The following is a 19,888-nucleotide window of genomic DNA, read 5'->3' on the forward strand; positions in this document are numbered from 1 at the left end:
TGTGATGCCTTTCCGCGCCCTCATCGACGCTTGTTGGAAAGAAAAATATACTGCTTCCCGCTTCACCCGCGACCTGATCGCCGGGATAACGGTTGGGATCATTGCCATTCCACTGGCGATGGCGCTGGCAATAGGCAGTGGCGTTGCTCCGCAGTACGGTCTGTATACCTCAGCCGTTGCTGGGATTGTTATCGCCCTTACCGGGGGGTCGCGCTTTAGCGTATCTGGCCCAACCGCCGCCTTCGTGGTGATTCTGTATCCGGTGTCGCAACAGTTTGGGTTGGCAGGCCTGCTGGTTGCCACGCTCATGTCCGGGATATTCCTGATCCTTTTCGGCCTCGCCCGCTTTGGTCGTTTGATCGAATATATTCCGGTGTCCGTTACGCTAGGTTTTACCTCAGGTATCGGTATCACCATCGGTACTATGCAGATTAAAGATTTTCTCGGCCTGCAAATGACCCACGTGCCAGAGCACTATTTGCAGAAGGTTGGCGCGCTATTTATGGCCTTGCCGACCATCAACGTGGGTGATGCCGCGATTGGCGTGGTGACACTGGGGATCCTGATTTTCTGGCCGCGTCTGGGTATCCGATTACCGGGCCACCTTCCCGCACTCCTGGCAGGCTGTGCGGTAATGGGTATCGTGAACCTCACCGGCGGCCATGTCGCCACCATCGGATCTCAGTTCCACTATATTCTGGCTGACGGCTCGCAGGGCAATGGTATCCCACAGTTGCTGCCGCAATTGGTATTACCGTGGAATATGCCAGAGTCAAACTTTACTCTGAGCTGGAGCTCGTTACAGGCGCTGTTACCGGCAGCCTTCTCGATGGCAATGCTCGGGGCGATCGAATCTCTGCTGTGCGCCGTCGTACTCGATGGGATGACCGGCACCAAACACAAAGCTAACAGTGAGCTGATTGGTCAGGGACTGGGCAACATCGTCGCACCGTTCTTTGGCGGTATCACCGCCACGGCGGCAATTGCCCGTTCTGCGGCAAACGTCCGCGCGGGTGCAACATCGCCAATCTCAGCGGTTATCCATGCGATTCTGGTGATCCTAGCCCTGTTGGTGCTTGCACCGCTGCTTTCCTGGTTACCGCTTTCCGCCATGGCCGCCCTGCTGCTAATGGTGGCATGGAACATGAGTGAAGCGCATAAAGTGGTGGATTTGCTGCGTCATGCGCCGAAAGACGACATCATCGTCATGCTGATGTGTATGTCGCTGACGGTGCTGTTCGATATGGTTATCGCCATCAGCGTCGGTATCGTTCTTGCATCTCTACTGTTTATGCGTCGTATTGCGCGCATGACGCGTCTGGCGCCGGTCAACGTAGACGTACCGGATGATGTGCTGGTGTTGCGCGTCATTGGCCCGCTATTCTTTGCCGCGGCGGAAGGATTATTTACCGATCTCGAGTCGCGTATTGAAGGTAAACGCATCGTAGTCTTGAAGTGGGACGCGGTCCCGGTACTGGATGCCGGTGGTCTGGACGCTTTCCAGCGTTTTGTGAAAAAACTGCCTGAAGGCTGCGAGCTGCGGGTATCTAACCTGGAATTTCAGCCGCTGCGCACCATGGCGCGCGCGGGTATTCAGCCGATCCCCGGTCGTCTGGCATTCTTCCCGAATAAAGACGCCGCTTTAGCGGATATTAAATAGCAAAAAGGCTCCCGTGAACGGGAGCCTTTTTATTGCCGGATGAGGTTCGCTTATCCGGCCCACAAAACCCAAACATTGCACCGAACCCGTAGGCCCGGTAAACGCAGTGTCACCGGGCAATTACGCGTTTAAAATGCTCAATGCCGTTGCCTTAACGCTGGCCAGCAGGACTTTCACATCCTCCAGGCACACCGTCGGGTTCAGCAGCGTCAGCTTCAGGCAGGTGATGCCATCCGCTTCGGTCACGCCGACGTTGGCGCTACCGGAAGCCAGCAGCACGTCGCCAATACGCTGGTTCAGCAGCGCAACGAACGCCATATCATCGCTTTCAGGACGGAAGCGGAACAGCACGCTTGCCAGCTGTGGTTCCATCACCAGTTCAAGATGCGACTGGGTTTTGACAAACTCAGCAACATCACGCGCCAGCGTTACGCCATTATCAATGATTTCGGCATACTGCTTTTTGCCCAGCGCTTCGAGGCCCATCCACAGCTTCAGCGCATCGAAACGACGCGTGGTCTGCAGCGACTTCGATACCAGGTTTGGTACGCCAGCCTCTTCATCGAAATCAGAGTTCAGGTACGCCGCCTGGTAACGCATCAGCTCGTAGTGGCGCGCATCTTTTAACAGGAACGCACCGCAGCTGATGGTCTGGAAGAACTGCTTGTGGAAATCCAGCGTCACGGAATCTGCCAGCTCAAGGCCGTTGAGGAAGTGACGATACTGTTCAGAAAGCAGTAACGCCCCGCCCCATGCCGCATCCACGTGCATCCAGATCTGATGTTCTGCCGCCAGCGCCGCAATATCCGCTAACGGATCGATGGCGCCCGCATCTGTCGTGCCAGCCGTCGCGACAATGGCCATCACCTGCTCGCCGTTGGCTTTCGCCTGGGCCAGCTTGTCTTTCAGGTCAGCCAGATCCATGCGTGAAAACGCATCGGTCTTCACCTGGGTGACGGAGCGGTAGCCCAGCCCCATTAACGCCATGTTCTTCTGCACGGAAAAGTGCGCGCTTTCAGAGCAGAACACTTTAATTTTGCTCAGATCACCGGTCAGACCATCTTGCTGAATGGAATGTCCCTGGCGAGCAAAGAAGGCGTCGCGCGCCAGCATCAGGCCCATCAGGTTACTCTGGGTGCCGCCGCTGGTGAATACGCCCGCATCGCCTGCCGCATAACCTACCTGCTCACGTAGCCATTCAATCAGTTTGATCTCAATGATCGTGGCGGACGGGCTTTGGTCCCATGAGTCCATACTCTGGTTAGTGGCGTTGATCAGCACTTCCGCCGCCTGGCTAATCACCAGACTTGGGCAGTGCAGATGCGCCACGCACTGAGGATGGTGAACCAACAGGCTGTCTTTGAGAAAGTATTCAACCGCACGCTCAATAGCGGCCTGGTTGCCCAGGCCCTGAGACGTAAAATTCAGGTTGATACGTTCACGCAGTTGCTCAACGGTTTTGCCCTGATACATCTCAGGCTGCTTCAACCATTCAACGACCGCTTGCGTACTCTGCTCGATAGCGTCCTGATAGGCGGCGATGCTTTGCGCCGAGCCGGACAGAATCGGGTTTACGTCTGACATTCGATCCAACTCCGTTTAAACCGGCTTCACGCCAGCGCCCAGCAGGGCGTTTTCGAATTTATCGAGGAAAATTTCCAGCTCAGCGTTGGTGATCAGCAGAGACGGCAGCAGACGCAGCACGCAGCCGTTGCGGCCACCACGCTCCAGAATCAGCCCGTTTTCGAAGCATTTCTTCTGCAGCAACGCGGACAGCTCGCCATCAGCCGGGTAGCAACCCATGTGATCCTGCGCTTCGTTCGGCTTCACGATTTCCAGGCCGATCATCAGGCCCAGACCACGCACCTGGCCGATAACCGGGTAGCGTTTCTGCAGGTCAGCCAGTTTGCCTTTCAGCCACTCGCCCTGGGCGGCAACTTTATCGGCAATCTTGTCGTCTTTGAGGATCTTCAGCGTTGTCAGACCGGTCGCCATCGCCAGTTGGTTGCCGCGGAAAGTGCCAGTGTGGTGGCCCGGAGCCCACGCATCGAATTGCTTTTTAATGCCCAGTACCGCCAGTGGCAGACCGCCGCCAACCGCTTTGGACATCACGATGATATCAGGTTCAATACCGGCGTGTTCGAAGGCGAACAGTTTACCGGTACGTGCAAAGCCAGCCTGAACTTCATCGATGATCAGCAGAATGCCGTGTTCCTGAGTCACTTTACGAATGCGTTGCAGCCATTCGACCGGAGCCGGGTTCACGCCGCCTTCGCCCTGCACGGCTTCGAGGATTACGGCAGCCGGTTTACGCACGCCGCTTTCAACGTCGTTGATCAGGTTTTCGAAGTAGTAGGTTAATGCTTTGACGCCAGCGTCGCCGCCGATACCCAGCGGGCAACGGTACTGATGTGGATACGGCATAAACTGCACTTCCGCCATCATATTGCTGACCGCTTCTTTCGGCGACAGGTTGCCGGTCACGGACAGCGCGCCGTGGGTCATCCCGTGGTAGCCGCCGGAGAAACTAATGATGCTGGAACGGCCGGTCACTTTCTTCGCCAGCTTCAGCGCCGCTTCAACAGCATCTGCACCGGACGGACCGGTGAACTGCAGGCAATATTCTTTGCCCTGGCCCGGTAATAAAGAAAGTAAATATGATGAGAATTCATCTTTTAACGGCGTGGTAAGGTCAAGCGTATGTAACGGTAAGCCGCTTGTGATGACACTTTGAATGCTCTGCAGCACTTCAGGATGGTTATGACCAAGCGCCAGGGTTCCGGCACCTGCCAGGCAATCAAGATATTGATTATTTTCTACATCAGTAATCCAGACGCCCTGCGCTTTAGCGATCGCTAATGGCAGTTTACGTGGATAGCTGCGGACATTAGATTCAAACTCAGCCTGTCTTGCTAAAAAGGTATCATTGCTCTGTGGTAATGAATTAGCACTTAAAGTATCAATACGGACTTTATCCGTCATCATATCACTCCTACAACCAGGTGTAGATTAACGCCTGATTGAATAAATGGTTATAAGGATTACCTGTAAAAAAGCGCGGCTAATATATGTTGTTTTAGCTTGGGACTCAATCATTTATTTTTAGACGTCTCAAATAAGCATTTTTTCCTTAAATTTCAGCGCATAACCTTCTTCAATCATTACTAAATCCTAAACAAATATAGCTATTAAATTAACAATACTGTAGCCAATTGCAGCGCTTACGATGTTATAAAAACCATGAGATTTTCATGTTTTTATTATTTTTTTACACGTTTTTACCATTAATAATGTAGGCGCTTTCTTGTTACGACATGATTTTTCACTTATTTGCCTATAAATCGAATAAAAAAGTCGATCCCTTAATATAAATCACTTAGTATGGCGCGCTTATTTGCAGGCTTTGTAAATAAAATTAATGCGCAGCACCCGGTAACGCGTACAGGCGACACTCGTTATCGACAACAGGTATACCCTGGGTTGTCAGCAGAAATGTTCGCGGGCGGACATTTCGTAAGGCGAACTTTGTTCCCTTATGCCGAGAATGAAAATTTTCTAGCCATACTTTTATGGCGCCCTGATATGAGATTGTTATGACTCGCATTTATCCACCATCCGTCGTTGCCAAATTTGGCGGCACCAGCGTCGCTGATTTTGATGCGATGAACCGAAGCGCCAGCATTGTCCTTGCTGATCAAGATGTCCGTTTAGTCGTTTTGTCTGCTTCAGCAGGCGTGACAAACTTACTGGTCGAGCTTTCTGAAGGTCTGGAAACGCATCAACAATTAGATAAGCTTGAGACTTTACGCGCCATCCAATACAACATTATTTCCCGCCTGAAGCAGCCTTCCGTTATCAGCACGGAAATCGATAATCTTCTCAACAATATACATCGTCTTGCACAAACGGCGATGGTTTCACCGTCTGATGCGTTAAGCGATGAATTAGTCAGCCATGGCGAGCTGATGTCCTCACTACTGTTTACTGAAGTCTTACGTGAACGGCAGGCCGAGGCCGAGTGGTTTGACGCCCGCTGCGTGATGCGTACTAACGCGAACTTCGGCTGCGCCGAACCCGAGCTTGGCACACTGCACCACCAGGTGGAGACTCACCTGCGCCCTCGTCTTGAGCAAGCGATTATGGTGACTCAGGGATTTATCGGGCGTGATGCCGCAGGACACACCACAACGCTTGGACGCGGCGGTAGTGATTACACGGCTACGCTTCTCGGTGAGGCACTTCACGCCACACGCGTTGACATCTGGACCGACGTCGCAGGGATCTACACCACCGACCCACGCATTGCGCCGCGGGCCAAACGAATCGACCATATCTCATTTTCCGAGGCCAGCGATATGGCCGCCTACGGTGCGAAGGTCCTCCACCCGGCTACGCTACTCCCGGCAATGCGTAAAAGCATTCCGGTCTTTGTTGGCTCAAGTAAGGATACTGCCGCCGGAGGTACGTTGGTGCACAACACCACCGATAATCCACCTCGCTATCGTGCGATCGCCGTGCGTCGTAAACAGACGCTGTTGAGGTTACACAGTCTGGAGAAGCAACCTTCCTGCTCTTTTCTGGCGCAGTCCTTCGCCATTTTAGCTCGCCACGCTGTCACGGTGGATTTGGTTACAACCTCAGAAAATAGTATTGCGCTGGCGCTGGACGCCACTCATGCAACCTCAGGTGAAGACCATGTGCTGACCACCGCATTGTTTACCGCATTATCCTCCCACTGTCGTGTAGAAGTGGAAACCGGGCTGGCGTTGGTCACTTTGGTGGGGAATCAACTCACACAGGCTGCGGGAGTTTGCAAAGACGTTTTTGCCTGGCTTGAAGAGCATACGGTACGAATGGTTTGCCATGGAGCATCGAACGACAACCTGTGCATCCTGTTACCGGCTGACGATGCAGACAGCGCGGTTAGAGCATTACATTACCGATTATTCGAATAATTCTTCTCTTATTCTGTCGCATCCAGTTTAAGCAATGATCATAAACAAGCAGAGCCCTGGTTTTATAACCGAGGCTCTTCATTCTGACCACCACCCTCTCAACAGAGGGAGGATTTAGTTATGACGGTGATTGGTGTCACCACGACGACAGCGTTTGTCATAATGACGTACCCACCAGTAACGGTCACTGATTTGTTCGTGTCCACCCACTCTGGCACCTGCTAACCAGAGAATACCGCCAACAAAAATACTGAGCACCGCACCATGTGCGAAAAACTGCGGCAGATTAAATTGCGGCAACTGGTTTAAAATTGAATAACCCACACCCACAACCATTACCACCAACCCTAAAGCCATGAGCACGTTACCGAGTAGCGAAGCGTTTTTGCGTTTCATGTGTCACCTCCGGAACTTTGGGTTGTTACAGGGAATACCCCTAATCCTTATGTGTAAAGTATAGACAACACTGCCGTTCGCAAGTGCGGGAGCGATCACAATTACAAACACTCATGCAACAAAACTTTACAAATAAGCCACTGAACATACTCATTTTCTAATAGTCCATTTGTGCAATTATTCAGCTTTTGGCGATAAGCACGCAGTTTTTTGTCAAGCGCACCGTCAGACAGTAAACTACACGTCGTTTATCGAAACACTCAGGACAAAACACGTGGCGATTAAATTGATTGTCGGCCTGGCGAACCCCGGCGCAGAGTATGCGGCAACGCGACACAACGCAGGCGCATGGTATGTCGATCTACTGGCAGAGAGATTACGCGCCCCCCTGCGCGATGAGCCGAAATTCTTTGGTTACACCTCCCGAGTAACGCTTGAAGGTGAAGATGTCCGTCTGCTGGTACCGACCACATTTATGAATCTTAGCGGCAAGGCCGTCGGTGCGATGGCCAGTTTTTATCGTATTAACCCCGATGAAATTTTGGTCGCGCACGATGAATTAGACCTGCCTCCTGGCGTCGCCAAATTTAAGCTTGGCGGAGGTCATGGCGGACATAATGGCCTGAAAGACATCATTAGCAAGTTAGGTAATAACCCTAACTTTCATCGTTTACGCGTTGGAATTGGCCATCCGGGCGATAAAAACAAAGTTGTCGGATTTGTTTTAGGCAAACCGCCTGTTTCAGAACAGAAGTTAATTGATGAAGCGATTGACGAAGCGGCACGTTGTACCGAGATTTTGTTCAAAGATGGCCTGACCAAAGCTACGAGCCGGTTACACACCTTTAAAGCGCAATAAGCAGTGATGTGCGGCATTTTTCTCGCGTGCTGTGTATAATAGGCAAAGTTATTTACATTTCTACAATCTGTTTTCCATAACAGGTTGAATATCAAAAGATTAAGGTGATTTAAACATGGGATTCAAATGCGGTATCGTCGGTTTGCCAAACGTAGGCAAATCCACCCTGTTCAACGCGCTCACAAAAGCGGGTATTGAAGCGGCAAACTTCCCGTTCTGTACTATCGAGCCGAACACGGGTGTTGTCCCGATGCCCGATCCGCGTCTGGATCAGCTGGCCGAAATCGTCAAACCACAGCGTATCCTGCCTACAACGATGGAATTCGTCGACATTGCCGGTCTGGTAAAAGGCGCGTCCAAAGGTGAAGGTCTGGGTAACCAATTCCTTACCAACATCCGCGAAACCGAAGCTATCGGCCACGTGGTGCGTTGCTTTGAAAACGACAACATCATCCACGTTAATAACAAAGTGGATCCGGCTGACGACATCGAGGTTATCAATACCGAGCTGGCGTTGTCCGACCTCGACACCTGTGAGCGCGCTATCCATCGTGTGCAGAAGAAGGCAAAAGGCGGCGACAAAGACGCTAAAGCGGAACTGGCTGCGCTGGAAAAATGCCTGCCACAGCTGGAAAACGCCGGCATGCTGCGCGCGCTGAAAACGCTGACTGACGAAGACAAAGCGGCCATCAAATACCTGAGCTTCCTGACCCTGAAGCCAACCATGTATATCGCTAACGTCAACGAAGACGGTTTTGAGAACAACCCGTACCTCGACAAAGTGCGCGAAATCGCGGCTGCCGAAGGTTCTGTTGTGGTTGCCGTTTGTGCTGCCGTTGAAGCTGATATTGCAGAACTCGATGATGCTGACCGTGAAGAATTCATGGCTGAAATGGGTCTGGAAGAGCCGGGCCTGAACCGCGTTATCCGTGCTGGTTACGAATTGCTGAACCTGCAGACCTACTTCACCGCTGGCGTGAAAGAAGTCCGTGCATGGACCATTCCTGTCGGCGCCACGGCTCCGCAGGCCGCAGGTAAAATCCATACCGACTTCGAGAAAGGCTTTATCCGCGCACAAACCATCGCGTTTGAAGATTTCATCACCTATAAAGGTGAGCAAGGTGCGAAAGAAGCTGGGAAAATGCGTGCCGAAGGTAAGGACTATATCGTCAAAGATGGCGATATCATGAACTTCCTGTTCAACGTCTAAGCCGTTTCTATTGTCTCATGCGATCTCAGTGAATCGCATGAAAAATGGAAAACCCCATAAAATCCACGCAATTGCGTGGATTTTTTATTTTATAGCATCTCAGAGGTTCCCGCTGTGGTGCATCTGAAAGTTGGCACCAAACACGATGACCAAAAAGGCTGAGCTATTTTGGCAAAGCAGCAGTTGCCACGTGAACGTACTCATATTGAGGCGCGCGGAAGCCAGGGGCTGTCTACCCGCACGGTATCGCGGTGATCGAGCCCCTGGATAAGATGCAGTGCACTGAGACGGCCAATTTCATAATGCGGCAGCTGTACTGTGGATAGCGGCGGTAAAAACAGCTCGCCGGTGCCTACCATGTTGTCATAGCCTAGTACGGCAACATCCTGCGGAATGCGCAGCCCTCGCCCCAGCAAGACCTGGTAGATAACAAAAGCCACGCGGTCGTTACCGCATACCACCGCATCAAACATCGGACGCGTGCCACTCAGGTAATGCCCGGCAATCTCCGCTGCATCAATATGGTGACTCTCGCCCGCCGGAAGATAGTGGTGGAACATGGCATCAGGGTCGACGCCCGCTTCACGACAGGCGCGCTCCATTCCCGCCCGGCGGCGATCGGTGGCCACAATCCCTTTTGGCAGGTGGATGCACAGCAGCCGACGGTAGCCTGCGGCCAACAGCGCTTTCACGCCAAGGTATTGCCCTTGCTCATCATCAGGAATATAGGTGGGAAAAGGGCCACTGATGCTTTCGCAGTTCGCCAGCACGCAACGATACTTATGCAGCTTTTCCGGCACCGGAACCTGACGCAGCCCCATCGCGGTGTAGATAATGCCGTCAGGGCGATGCGCCAGCAGCAGATCCACCATTTTCTCTGGCTGGTCATTGCTGAACATATTCACCACAAAGCTATTCCAACCGTGCGCCCGCGCGGTCTCTTCGATAGAAAGCGTTATCTCCACGGAAAATGGCGTGGTCATGGTGTCCAGCGCTAACACCCCGATAGTGTTAGCCGTGGTTTTCGCGCCACGAATTTTTTTCGCTGAGAGATCGGAGACATACCCCAGCGCATCTACCGCTTCCATCACCTTTTTATAGGTTTCTGGCCGCAGTCGTTCGGGTTCGTTAATCGCTCGCGATACGGTCATTAACGAGACGTTAGCCCGTTGCGCCACATCCTTTAAAGATGCCATACCCTCTCCTTTGACGGCGTTCATCCTGCCGGGTCTGAAAATGCGATCTTGATAACACTCGCAAAATGTTAACGTTAACTTTTGTGATTAACATCGATATTACCATCAAATTCGCGAGAAAACCGAGAATGTTAACGTTATCTTTTGCTCAATTCACTTACAGGGACCAGCAAATGACATCACTACTTTCCAAAGCCAACGAAGCCTTAAACCAGCAGAAAGACCTTGTAAACCCGCGCTGGTATCCACGCTATCACCTCGCCCCTCCGGCTGGCTGGATGAATGACCCTAACGGCCTGTCCTGGTTTGATGGTTACTACCATGCGTTCTATCAGCACTATCCGTGGCAGCCGGTCTGGGGACCAATGCACTGGGGCCATGCGCGCAGCCGCGATATGGTGAACTGGGAGCACTTACCCATCGCACTGGCACCTGAAGGGCCGGAAGATAAAGACGGCTGTTTTTCCGGTTCAGCGGTGGTTGAAGGCAATAAGCTGGCCCTTATCTACACCGGACACAAGTTTGACGGCGAGGCGAAAGAGGAAAACCTGTATCAGGTACAGTGCCTGGCCACCAGCACCGACGGGATTCACTTTGAACGCCAGGGCATGATTCTGGATACCCCGCGAGGCGTACACCATTTTCGCGATCCGAAAGTCTGGCAAGAGGGAGACAGCTGGTACATGGTGGTGGGTGCCCGGGTCGATGACGTGGGCGAAGTGCAGCTCTATCGCTCGCAGGATCTACAGCACTGGCAGTTTGCCAGCACGCTCGGCAGGGCCGATGACGGCATGGGCTACATGTGGGAGTGCCCGGACCTCTTCCCACTGAACGATAAGCTCGTCTTCATGTTCTCGCCGCAGGGCATCGCCGCGGACGGATACGATTACCGTAACCTGTTCCAGAGCGGCTATATGGTCGGCGAATGGCAGGATAACCATCAGTTCCACGTTACCCAACCCTTCCAGGAGATGGATCACGGGCATGATTTTTACGCCCCTCAGTCATTTATCACTCCGGACGGTCGCCGCGTGGTGATCGGTTGGCTATCCATGTGGGAGTCGCCGATGCCAGAACAGGCCGACGGCTGGGCGGGCATGCTTACTCTTCCCCGGGAAGTGACGCTCGATGCAGATCTGCGGCTGCGCATGAACCCGGTCAAAGAGCTGGAGGCATTACGCGGTCAGCTTCATGTCTGGCCGGTCAGTGACCTGAACAATCGCACCCTGATGGTAGAAGAACAGGCGCATGCTCTCGAGGTCGAACTGAGCCTCGATATCGCCCGCAGCCATGCTGAACAGTATGGCATCGCGCTGGGTGACGGGCTGCGCGTCTTCGTCGATACCCAGGCACAGCGTCTGGTGCTTGAACGCCGCTATCCGCAACACGGCCTGTCGGACTGCCGTAGCATACCGCTGCCCGCCAATGATGTGCTGGACCTACGTCTATTTATCGATAGTTCGTCGGTAGAAGTCTTTGTTAATCACGGCGAGTACACCCTCAGCAGCCGTATTTATCCTGAACCGGACGATCGCCAACTGACCTTATTTAGCCAGAACGGACACGCCATTTTTAATAACGGGCATGCCTGGCCGCTCGCCGCCAATTAACCACCCGTCTCACTGCTTTGGGGAAAAATAATGACAATCTGGACGCTTGGAGATGCCGTGGTGGATTTGCTACCGCGCGACAATATGCAGTTTGAAGCCTGTGCGGGAGGCGCGCCCTTCAATGTGGCCATCGGCGTCGCCCGCCTCGGCCATGACAGCGGCTTTATCGGCCGTGTGGGCAATGACACTTTTGGCCGCTTTCTGCATCAGACGCTGGTAACAGCGCAGGTGGATACAGGAAGTCTGGAGTTTGATGCACAACAGCACACCAGTACCGTACTGGTTTCACTGGCTCCCAACGGTGAGCGGCAGTTTGAGTTTTTAGTTAATCCGTCTGCCGATCAATTTCTCAGCCCGGCGAGTCTGCCCGACTTTGGTGCCGACATTCTGCACTTCTGCTCGCTGGCGCTGGTTGCCCCTGAGTGCCGCGCCACCCTCACCCAGGCAATGGCCGCATTGCGACAGGCCGGCGGTACGCTGAGCTTTGACATCAATCTGCGTCCGCAGATGTGGAGCAACGAGATGCAGATGTTTGACCTTGTCAGCGAGTTTGCCCGGCAGAGCGACATTCTGAAGATGTCGGAAGAAGAGCTGCTGTGGCTAACACAAACTGACTGTCTTAGTAGCGCCTGCGAACGCCTGGCTGATTTTCCCGCGTGCCTGAAAGTTATTACCCGCGGTGCCGACGGCGCTATCGCTTTCTGGCAAAACCATAGGCTGACTTTAAGCGGCTATCACGTCGACAGCATCGATACCACCGGCGCCGGTGATGCCTTTATGGCCGGGCTGCTGGCGGCACTCGCCGGAGAAGGCTGGCCCACATCGACGTCAACGCTACTTCCGCTTATCGAGCAGGCCAGCGCTTGTGGTGCTCTGGCGACTACCCGGCGTGGCGCGCTAAGCGCGTTTCCCGACAGCCAACACCTGAGCAGCTTTATTCAGTCGCAACCGTCGCTACGGAGAACGATCACCCCGTAATAAAGCGCACTCGTTACGTCGTATCAGAAAGACCTTACAATGACCTGATCTGGATTGGAAAAATCATGAAGATAAATATGCCGTTCAGTAATGATAAATATCGATACTCATCCGGGTATCTGCTCTTTTTCTTTGCCGCCTGGTCGTTGTGGTGGTCTTTTTATGCAATATGGCTAAAAAATAAACTTGGCCTGTCCGGAACGGAGCTGGGAATGCTGTATGCCGTAAACCAGTTTTTCAGCATGCTGTTTATGCTGGGCTACGGTTTTCTGCAGGATAAGCTCGGTACCCGCAAACCCCTTATCTGGATGATGGGGACTGTCATCACGCTCAGCGGTCCGTTCCTGATTTATGTTTATGAACCGCTGCTGGTCTCCAACTTCAAGCTTGGCATGGTGCTAGGCGCCATTTTCTTTGGCCTTGGCTATCTCGCCGGTTGCGGTCTGGTGGAAAGCTTCGTCGAGAAAGTGAGCCGTAAATTCAACTTTGAATTCGGCACTGCTCGTTTCTGGGGATCGCTTGGCTACGCCGCAGGGACTTTTGTTGGCGGTATCTTCTTCAGCATCAACCCACACATTAACTTCTGGTGCGTGTCGGTCATGGGGGTGTTATTCCTGGTGATTAACGTGGTGTTCAAAACCGACGCACCGGCCCCGGCATCCACGGATACACGTTCGCCCGAGCCAGACGCGCTGACCCGAAAGGATTTTCTCACCATCTTTAAAGATTCGCAGTTCTGGTTTTTCGTTATCTTTGTCGTCGGCACCTGGTCGTTCTATAGCATCTACGATCAGCAGATGTTCCCGGTGTTTTACGCCAGCTTATTTGACGATCCCGAACTGGCACCACGCGTATACGGCTACCTCAACTCGGTACAAGTCTTTATGGAGGCCGTCGGTATGGCGCTGGTTCCGTTCCTGATTAACCGCATCGGGCCTAAATCCGCATTGCTGCTGGGTGGAACAATCATGACCTGTCGAATCCTGGGTTCAGCACTGTTCACCGATATATATATTATCTCCTTGATTAAAATGCTCCATGCGCTGGAGGTCCCACTGTTTGTTATTTCAGTGTTTAAATTCAGCGTAGCGAATTTTGATAAGCGCCTGTCGTCAACGATATATCTTATTGGCTTCAATATCGCCAGTTCCATTGGCATCATCGTGCTGTCACTGCCTGTCGGTAAGTTGTTTGATAAAGTGGGCTATCAGGAAATCTTCCTGATTATGGCGAGCATCGTGGTAATAACACTAATATTTGGCTACTTCTCGCTGAGTAAAAAACATCATCAGCAGAAGGGTATCAATGAACTGGTGACAGAATAGCGAAGTTTTATTAATATCGCGACAGGGCCATTAGCCCTGTCGTACCCTTCAACAGTAAGTACGAACTGTCGATTTACTCAGGCATGTTCCAGCCAGTTGCGGAATATTTGCGCTCGCAGTATTCCCTGAAAATCAATCAGCCCAGAACAACCAAGCTTCTTGATCAGATTCTGCCGGGCCTGGTAAATCGTTTTTAAGTGTAGATTTAACAATGCGGATATCTCAAAAATAGTTCGACCTTCTCCTAACTGCGTTAAAATATATTTATCTCTCGCGGTTAATGAGATATTTGAATCAGATTGATTCTCGTGATTACCACCAGCACGAGTAATATCAATAATAAATTGTTTGATTGAGGCAACTCCGATATCTACTGGTAGTCTGTAAAGCGAAACATCATTAAGATACTGATACAAATGACCATCAATCAGCAATACCAGACGATGCGTTTTCAGATTGTAATTTTGCTTTTTTACCGCCTCAAAGTGATTCGCGGTAAAGAATACAAGTCGCGCATTGTCATCTTCAAAAATGATATCTGCAAGAATATTCATTAACCCTTGCCTGACAAAAATATCATCAATCCATAACTCTGCGTTTAGAGTATGTTCCTGAACGATGTTCATCATTATGGCCTCAATGAAAAATCATAATTGATTTAGAGGGGTGCTATGTATAGTCTTAATTCAAAAAATGCTTAGCATAAGGGCTTTCAGCATATAACAAGGGTACTGTACATATTTTGTTAATATGAAGACTTATTAAACGTCGTCAGCTGTGTAGCGCAACACTATTTCCAGGGTTTTTCTGATAACATCTGCCTGGACAACGTCAACAGTTGACTCCAGAGAACCAATCAGGCTTAAAATGATGTTTTTATTATTAACATTATCACCTGCCAGAATTACATTTGTTACCGCCTGCCCCAATACCACAGACTCATCTGCTAATAGCTCACCTGCATTATGGAAGTAACTTGATAAAGCTTTATCCGTCATTACGTTGTGGACATTAATTTCATGGAACATGGTAACCTCGCTTGTATAGTCTGGAAGATTATCTTTAATGTAATTTAGGGTTTTTGCTGGCACTGAATGCACTCTCATCTCTGGTTTTATCCGGTTTTCTGCTTATTTTCTCCGGATTAATGTTTGTAAAATCATTGATAACGCTGTCAATTAATTGCTTTCGTGTGCCATCTATTTCACTGGCCTGCATAAGTCGCAATTGCTTAATCACTGCAGCTAACGAAACGTCTCTATGCATTCGCAGAATTTCTAGCACAGCCAAACCTGTAATTTCATGTTTCAAGCGTTCACTATCAGTTTTCTTCATAACGCCTTCACTACTTACCCCTATCATATAAGGGGTTTATTTTATTCAAAGAGCAGACCAATTAACGCATTGTAATGTTTTTGTTCTTTCTCCCCTGATGCTTTTTCAAGACGACACAAAAGCTTAGTGCAAAGTGATTTGCGGTTCAGATTACGTCCATCTTTGAGTATCTCAGTGACAATTTCTCCCAATGTTTCCTGTTGAGTTGGCAGATGCGCCTTTGCAAAGTAACGAGAAATCGCGCTTGCAGTATCAGTGCGAACGTTATGCTGCTGCATGTCATGCTCCTGTATCAAAATGCTGGTGAATATTAAGTTTTATAACAGTAGCAAAGTTGTACCAAAAATGTGTACAACAAGATTAATTTGTTTTTATCAAAATGTGCTAAATGATATAAATCAATTGCTTACAATTGTATCAATTGATATAAACATTAGGATCACTGTACAAATCACGTCGTAACATGGCTAAATTTCATCTTAATCAGACCGTTCAATTGTGAAGTTAAAGTTAGAATAATGTATTAAAATCAGGACATAACCTGGGTTGTCTGATACTGTCATATATCTTCTTCTCCCTTATTCCCGGACTGTCCATGCTCACGACCATTATTTACCGCAGCCATCTACGTGATGACGCCCCCCTCAAAGCGCTTGAGGATATGGTGACAGCCGCAAATATCAAAAACAGGCGATCTGATGTTACGGGAATCTTACTCTTTAACGGTCACCACTTTTTCCAACTGCTTGAAGGCCCTGAGGAGCAGGTAAAAGAGATTTATTGTTGTATTTGTAACGATCCACGGCACCACAATATCGTTGAGCTGATGTGTGATTACGCTCCTGCGAGAAGATTCGGAAAAGTGGGAATGGAGTTATTTGATCTACAAAAACATGAACGCAATGACGTTCTGCAAGCCGTGCTGAATAAGGGAACATCAAAATTTCAGCTCACCTATGATGACAGGGCGTTACAGTTTTTCCGCACATTTGTCCTTGCGACGGAAAAATCGAGCTATTTTGAAATACCAGCGCCGGATTGCTGGAGTTTTATTGCCGACAACTCTTGTACTCTCCTGGATGAAAACACACTCCCATCCGATATAGATTTCAGCTTTGCTTTTCAACCAATTATCGATCCTATGTCGCAACGCGTCATTGCTCTGGAAGCACTTATTCGTGGTAGAGACGGTGAAACGCCCGCAACTTATTTTGACAACTTAAATCCTGAGGAACTGTATACCGCGGATCTGCAGAGCAAAAAGACTGCTTTTGCAATGGCAAGCGCGCTGGGACTTAACGACAAAATGCTGTCAGTCAATCTGCTCCCCATGACCCTGGTAAACAAACCCAATGCAGTCAGCTTTCTTATAAACGAAATCGCTGCGCACGGGCTAGTGCCTGAACAAATCATTGTAGAGTTTACCGAAAGTGAAGTTATTTCTCGCTTTGATACGTTCGCGCAGGCCGTGAAGTCACTCAAGGCTGCGGGGATCTGTGTGGCGATAGACCATTTTGGGACAGGTTTTGCCGGGCTTCAGCTTCTGTCTCGTTTTCAACCCGACCGAATTAAGATAAGCCGCGAGCTGATCACGGATGTGCATAAAAGTGGACCGCGGCAGGCTATCATTCAGGCAATTATCAAATGCTGCGCCTCACTGGAAATTATAATTTCCGCAGTCGGCGTTGAAAAACCCGAAGAGTGGATGTGGCTTGAATCCGCGGGCATTGAAATCTTCCAGGGTAACCTTTTTGCACAAGCCTGCCTGAATGGTATTCCATCTGTTGCATGGCCAGAGAAAAATGATTTCTCAGCGTCAAAATAACTAACGCATTGTTATAAATCAACAATCACCACAACCGCCCTCATGCTGAACATAAAAAAACAGCATTTACTCCTTGCATGATAGTAAAGTAAATCTTAATTTTGCTAGAATCTTATATATGTTTTGTACAATTTGATGAATGTTGTACAAAGTAGCAGGAACCGAATATCGGTGACGGAGAATCAGGAGTGTCCGGGGGAACTATGGCTTATTACAGCATTGGGGATGTCGCAGAACGTTGCGGGATAAATCCTGTCACCCTTCGGGCATGGCAACGACGTTACGGTTTACTCAAACCTCAACGCAGTGAAGGTGGCCACCGACTCTTTGATGAAGAAGATATTCAGCGTATTGAAGAAATAAAACGTTGGATTAGCAATGGCATACCTGTTGGCAAAGTTAAGGCGTTGCTGGAAACCAGTACCCGTCAAGCTGACGACGACTGGAATCAATTACAAGAAGAGATGATGAGCATTCTTCGCATGGCGCATCCACCGAAGCTGCGAGCCAAAATTACCGCACTCGGTCGGGTTCACCCCGTAGATGCGCTGATTGATCACGTTTATCTTCCCGTACGTCAACGGCTGATACTTGACCATAATACATCCCGCATAATGAACAGCATGCTTGATGGCGCATTGATTGAATATGTTGCAACACTGCTGTCTGAAACGCGGCGCAAGTCAGGAAAGGATGCTCTCCTGCTGGCCTGGGATGTTGAAGACAGAACCCGTCTGTGGCTCGAAGCCTGGCGTTTATCGCAATCTGGTTGGCATATTGCCGTTCTGGCTGAACCCATTGAATCGCCAAGACCTGAACTTTTCCCTGGGCAAACGCTTTTTGTCTGGACCGGTATCGCGCCAACCCGCAGACAAAATGAACTGCTACAACACTGGAATGAGCAAGGTTATAAGGTCATTTTCCACAGCCCGTAGCCAATACGTAATACGTGTAAGATAAATCATACGACTCTCATTTTTTGGGTGGTTATTTTGAGTACCATCCAAGGAATATGTTGCCCCCTATTCTCCTGACTTAACACCCGCCATAGCATAAAAACAAAACAACATACTCACCCGTTGGTATTATTTTTTTGTCGACGACATCACCTTTTTCCTAAGTAAAATTCATTAGATCAACTGGCGTACACCTAATACTTATTCTAGGGTTAAATTATGTCTTCTTGTGCCACATTATTGTTTTTCTAAAGTAGTAAATGTGGTTATTTGAAAAAGGTAAAGGATATGGCTCTAGTCTTAGACAAACGCTTAATTCTTTGTTGCTGCGCCTTTTCCATTATCTCTGTGGCAAATGCAGCAACCGTTAACGGAACATTTCAGGTGCTGATGACGATTCAAAAGGCCTGTACCGTGACTGCGGGTTCGGCTTCAAATATCACACTTGGTCCGGTGAATACCACGGCGACAAATACCAGTGCAAGCAACACTATTTCAATTAATTGCTCAAAAACCACGCCCTATTTTATCGGGCTGGCGCCGTCGGCCGCTAATGGAGGGACGACGACGGGCTCGGGCGCCATGTCCTCTGTGGCTAACGCTGCTACCAATACCGATAAAGTGCCCTATCAGCTAAATCGCACGTCAGCAACAGGTCCGGTATGGGGAAATACCGCCACCGACACCGCACCTGGGAATGGCGTAGCAGCGACAGGGACCGGCCTGGTGCAAACTTTTACTGTTTATGCCACCGCACCGAGCGCCAACTTCACTCCTGACGACTATGCCGACACGGTAACGGTTAACGTTAACTACTAACTTCAGGAAGCTATATGAGAGTAAAACTGCCTGTTAAGCAGTGTGCCTGCGCATGCCTGCTAGGGATGGTTGCGAGCGCCAACCTTGCCACTGCCAGTGGGCTGCAAATAGCCCCGGTCACGTTAACGTTGCAAGCGACGCAAAATGCCGATGGTATCTGGTTGAGTAACGCAGGTGAAAATGTGCTCAATGCCCAGGTTCGGGTTTTTCGCTGGAGTCAAAGTGCTTATGACAACAAACTTTCCCCCTCTCAGGGGCTGGTGATAAGCCCGCCGATGTTGGCATTAGCCCCTGGAGAACGTCAGTTGATTCGAGTTATTCGCACAAGCCCTCCCTCGGCACATGCCGAAGACGCTTATCGTTTGTCGATAGATGAGTTACCTCCTGCAAAAGTAGAAAAAAATAAGCTTCAGTTTGTGCTGCATTATTCCGTTCCCGTTTTCATTCAACCAACATCAGCGGCACAAACGCAGGCAAAACTGCAATGGAAATTACAACAACTGGATGGCAAAAAATTTATTGAAGTCAGTAATCAGGGAAATGGGCATGCACAGTTATCTGCTGCAACATTTATAAGCCCTGACGGTACTAAAAAAGTCATTACACCCGGACTATTAGGCTACGTTTTACCAGGCTCAACAATGCGCTGGATAGTCTCCCCGTCGGCCAGTAATAATCATTATGGCGGGAAAATTGAAGTCACAATCAATGGCCAAAAAACAGTACAAGATCTGTAACAGATTCTGGCTTCTGGTGAAATATTG

The 19,888-nt window shown here is 50.0% G+C and carries 19 protein-coding genes; 11 read left to right on the top strand and 8 right to left on the bottom strand.

Annotated features, from left to right (window positions below; genetic code table 11):
- Window positions 1-4: 4 nt before the first annotated feature.
- Window positions 5-1,660: a C4-dicarboxylic acid transporter DauA gene (gene dauA / locus WN16_RS16795; protein WP_008322586.1), complete on the top strand. Its 1,656-nt coding sequence runs from the start codon at window positions 5-7 to the stop codon at window positions 1,658-1,660.
- 120 nt (window positions 1,661-1,780) lie between these two features.
- On the opposite strand, the gene WN16_RS16800 is transcribed toward dauA, so the two are convergent.
- Entirely contained in the window at window positions 1,781-3,244 is a 1,464-nt protein-coding gene (locus WN16_RS16800) for an aspartate aminotransferase family protein (protein WP_044700197.1), read from the bottom strand.
- Window positions 3,245-3,259: 15 nt separating this feature from the next.
- On the bottom strand, window positions 3,260-4,645 hold the full coding sequence (locus tag WN16_RS16805) for a diaminobutyrate--2-oxoglutarate transaminase (protein ID WP_008784983.1): 1,386 nt from the start codon (window positions 4,643-4,645) through the stop codon (window positions 3,260-3,262).
- 608 nt (window positions 4,646-5,253) lie between these two features.
- Between WN16_RS16805 and lysC the strand changes: the two genes are divergently transcribed.
- Entirely contained in the window at window positions 5,254-6,615 is a 1,362-nt protein-coding gene (lysC, locus tag WN16_RS16810; protein WP_044700199.1) for a lysine-sensitive aspartokinase 3, read from the top strand.
- Window positions 6,616-6,729: 114 nt separating this feature from the next.
- On the opposite strand, the gene ychH is transcribed toward lysC, so the two are convergent.
- On the bottom strand, window positions 6,730-7,011 hold the full coding sequence (gene ychH / locus WN16_RS16815) for a stress-induced protein YchH (protein ID WP_003020810.1): 282 nt from the start codon (window positions 7,009-7,011) through the stop codon (window positions 6,730-6,732).
- A 274-nt stretch (window positions 7,012-7,285) separates the two neighbouring features.
- Between ychH and pth the strand changes: the two genes are divergently transcribed.
- Together pth and ychF are read left to right on the top strand one after the other, a co-directional pair.
- Window positions 7,286-7,870, top strand: coding sequence for an aminoacyl-tRNA hydrolase (gene pth, locus WN16_RS16820; RefSeq protein ID WP_003020814.1), 585 nt, complete (start codon window positions 7,286-7,288; stop codon window positions 7,868-7,870).
- 115 nt (window positions 7,871-7,985) lie between these two features.
- Window positions 7,986-9,080, top strand: a complete 1,095-nt coding sequence (ychF, locus tag WN16_RS16825; RefSeq protein WP_003020818.1) for a redox-regulated ATPase YchF — start codon at window positions 7,986-7,988, stop codon at window positions 9,078-9,080.
- Window positions 9,081-9,280: 200 nt separating this feature from the next.
- On the opposite strand, the gene WN16_RS16830 is transcribed toward ychF, so the two are convergent.
- Complete coding sequence (locus WN16_RS16830) at window positions 9,281-10,276, bottom strand: LacI family DNA-binding transcriptional regulator (RefSeq protein ID WP_003020837.1); 996 nt, start codon at window positions 10,274-10,276, stop codon at window positions 9,281-9,283.
- Window positions 10,277-10,449: 173 nt separating this feature from the next.
- Here WN16_RS16830 and WN16_RS16835 point away from each other — a divergent pair, with 173 nt between their 5' ends.
- The 3 genes from WN16_RS16835 (at window position 10,450) to WN16_RS16845 (ending at window position 14,189) form a co-directional block, all read left to right on the top strand.
- A complete protein-coding gene (locus WN16_RS16835; RefSeq protein WP_044700203.1) occupies window positions 10,450-11,886 on the top strand; it encodes a glycoside hydrolase family 32 protein in 1,437 nt (478 codons plus the stop codon).
- A gap of 30 nt (window positions 11,887-11,916) precedes the next feature.
- Complete coding sequence (locus WN16_RS16840; RefSeq protein WP_016150362.1) at window positions 11,917-12,864, top strand: aminoimidazole riboside kinase; 948 nt, start codon at window positions 11,917-11,919, stop codon at window positions 12,862-12,864.
- Window positions 12,865-12,929: 65 nt separating this feature from the next.
- A complete protein-coding gene (locus tag WN16_RS16845) occupies window positions 12,930-14,189 on the top strand; it encodes an MFS transporter (RefSeq protein ID WP_016150363.1) in 1,260 nt (419 codons plus the stop codon).
- Window positions 14,190-14,266: 77 nt separating this feature from the next.
- Here WN16_RS16845 and WN16_RS16850 read toward each other — a convergent pair whose 3' ends face one another.
- The 4 genes from WN16_RS16850 to ycgZ form a co-directional block, all read right to left on the bottom strand.
- Complete coding sequence (locus tag WN16_RS16850) at window positions 14,267-14,818, bottom strand: LuxR C-terminal-related transcriptional regulator (protein WP_032935433.1); 552 nt, start codon at window positions 14,816-14,818, stop codon at window positions 14,267-14,269.
- 132 nt (window positions 14,819-14,950) lie between these two features.
- A complete protein-coding gene (locus tag WN16_RS16855) occupies window positions 14,951-15,217 on the bottom strand; it encodes a biofilm/acid-resistance regulator YmgB/AriR (protein ID WP_044700206.1) in 267 nt (88 codons plus the stop codon).
- Between the two features lie 34 nt (window positions 15,218-15,251).
- The gene (locus WN16_RS16860; protein ID WP_003844030.1) at window positions 15,252-15,524 is read right to left on the bottom strand and encodes a hypothetical protein; all 273 of its coding nucleotides are present in this window, start codon (window positions 15,522-15,524) and stop codon (window positions 15,252-15,254) included.
- Window positions 15,525-15,565: 41 nt separating this feature from the next.
- Window positions 15,566-15,802 (bottom strand): regulatory protein YcgZ, encoded by a 237-nt coding sequence (gene ycgZ, locus WN16_RS16865; RefSeq protein ID WP_003020856.1) that lies wholly within the window; start codon window positions 15,800-15,802, stop codon window positions 15,566-15,568.
- A gap of 317 nt (window positions 15,803-16,119) precedes the next feature.
- On the opposite strand from ycgZ, the gene WN16_RS16870 reads away from it, so the two are divergent.
- The 4 genes from WN16_RS16870 to WN16_RS16885 all read left to right on the top strand — a co-directional run bounded on the left by WN16_RS16870 (window position 16,120) and on the right by WN16_RS16885 (window position 19,861).
- Entirely contained in the window at window positions 16,120-17,349 is a 1,230-nt protein-coding gene (locus tag WN16_RS16870; RefSeq protein ID WP_103790852.1) for a diguanylate phosphodiesterase, read from the top strand.
- A 203-nt stretch (window positions 17,350-17,552) separates the two neighbouring features.
- Window positions 17,553-18,284, top strand: coding sequence for a MerR family transcriptional regulator (locus WN16_RS16875; RefSeq protein WP_003841536.1), 732 nt, complete (start codon window positions 17,553-17,555; stop codon window positions 18,282-18,284).
- Window positions 18,285-18,593: 309 nt separating this feature from the next.
- Window positions 18,594-19,124: a spore coat protein U domain-containing protein gene (locus tag WN16_RS16880; protein WP_003020867.1), complete on the top strand. Its 531-nt coding sequence runs from the start codon at window positions 18,594-18,596 to the stop codon at window positions 19,122-19,124.
- A gap of 14 nt (window positions 19,125-19,138) precedes the next feature.
- Window positions 19,139-19,861 (top strand): molecular chaperone, encoded by a 723-nt coding sequence (locus WN16_RS16885; RefSeq protein WP_003020869.1) that lies wholly within the window; start codon window positions 19,139-19,141, stop codon window positions 19,859-19,861.
- Window positions 19,862-19,888: the final 27 nt, after the last annotated feature.

Source organism: Citrobacter sp. ABFQG (genome assembly GCF_004322975.1).
GTDB lineage: Bacteria > Pseudomonadota > Gammaproteobacteria > Enterobacterales > Enterobacteriaceae > Citrobacter > Citrobacter freundii.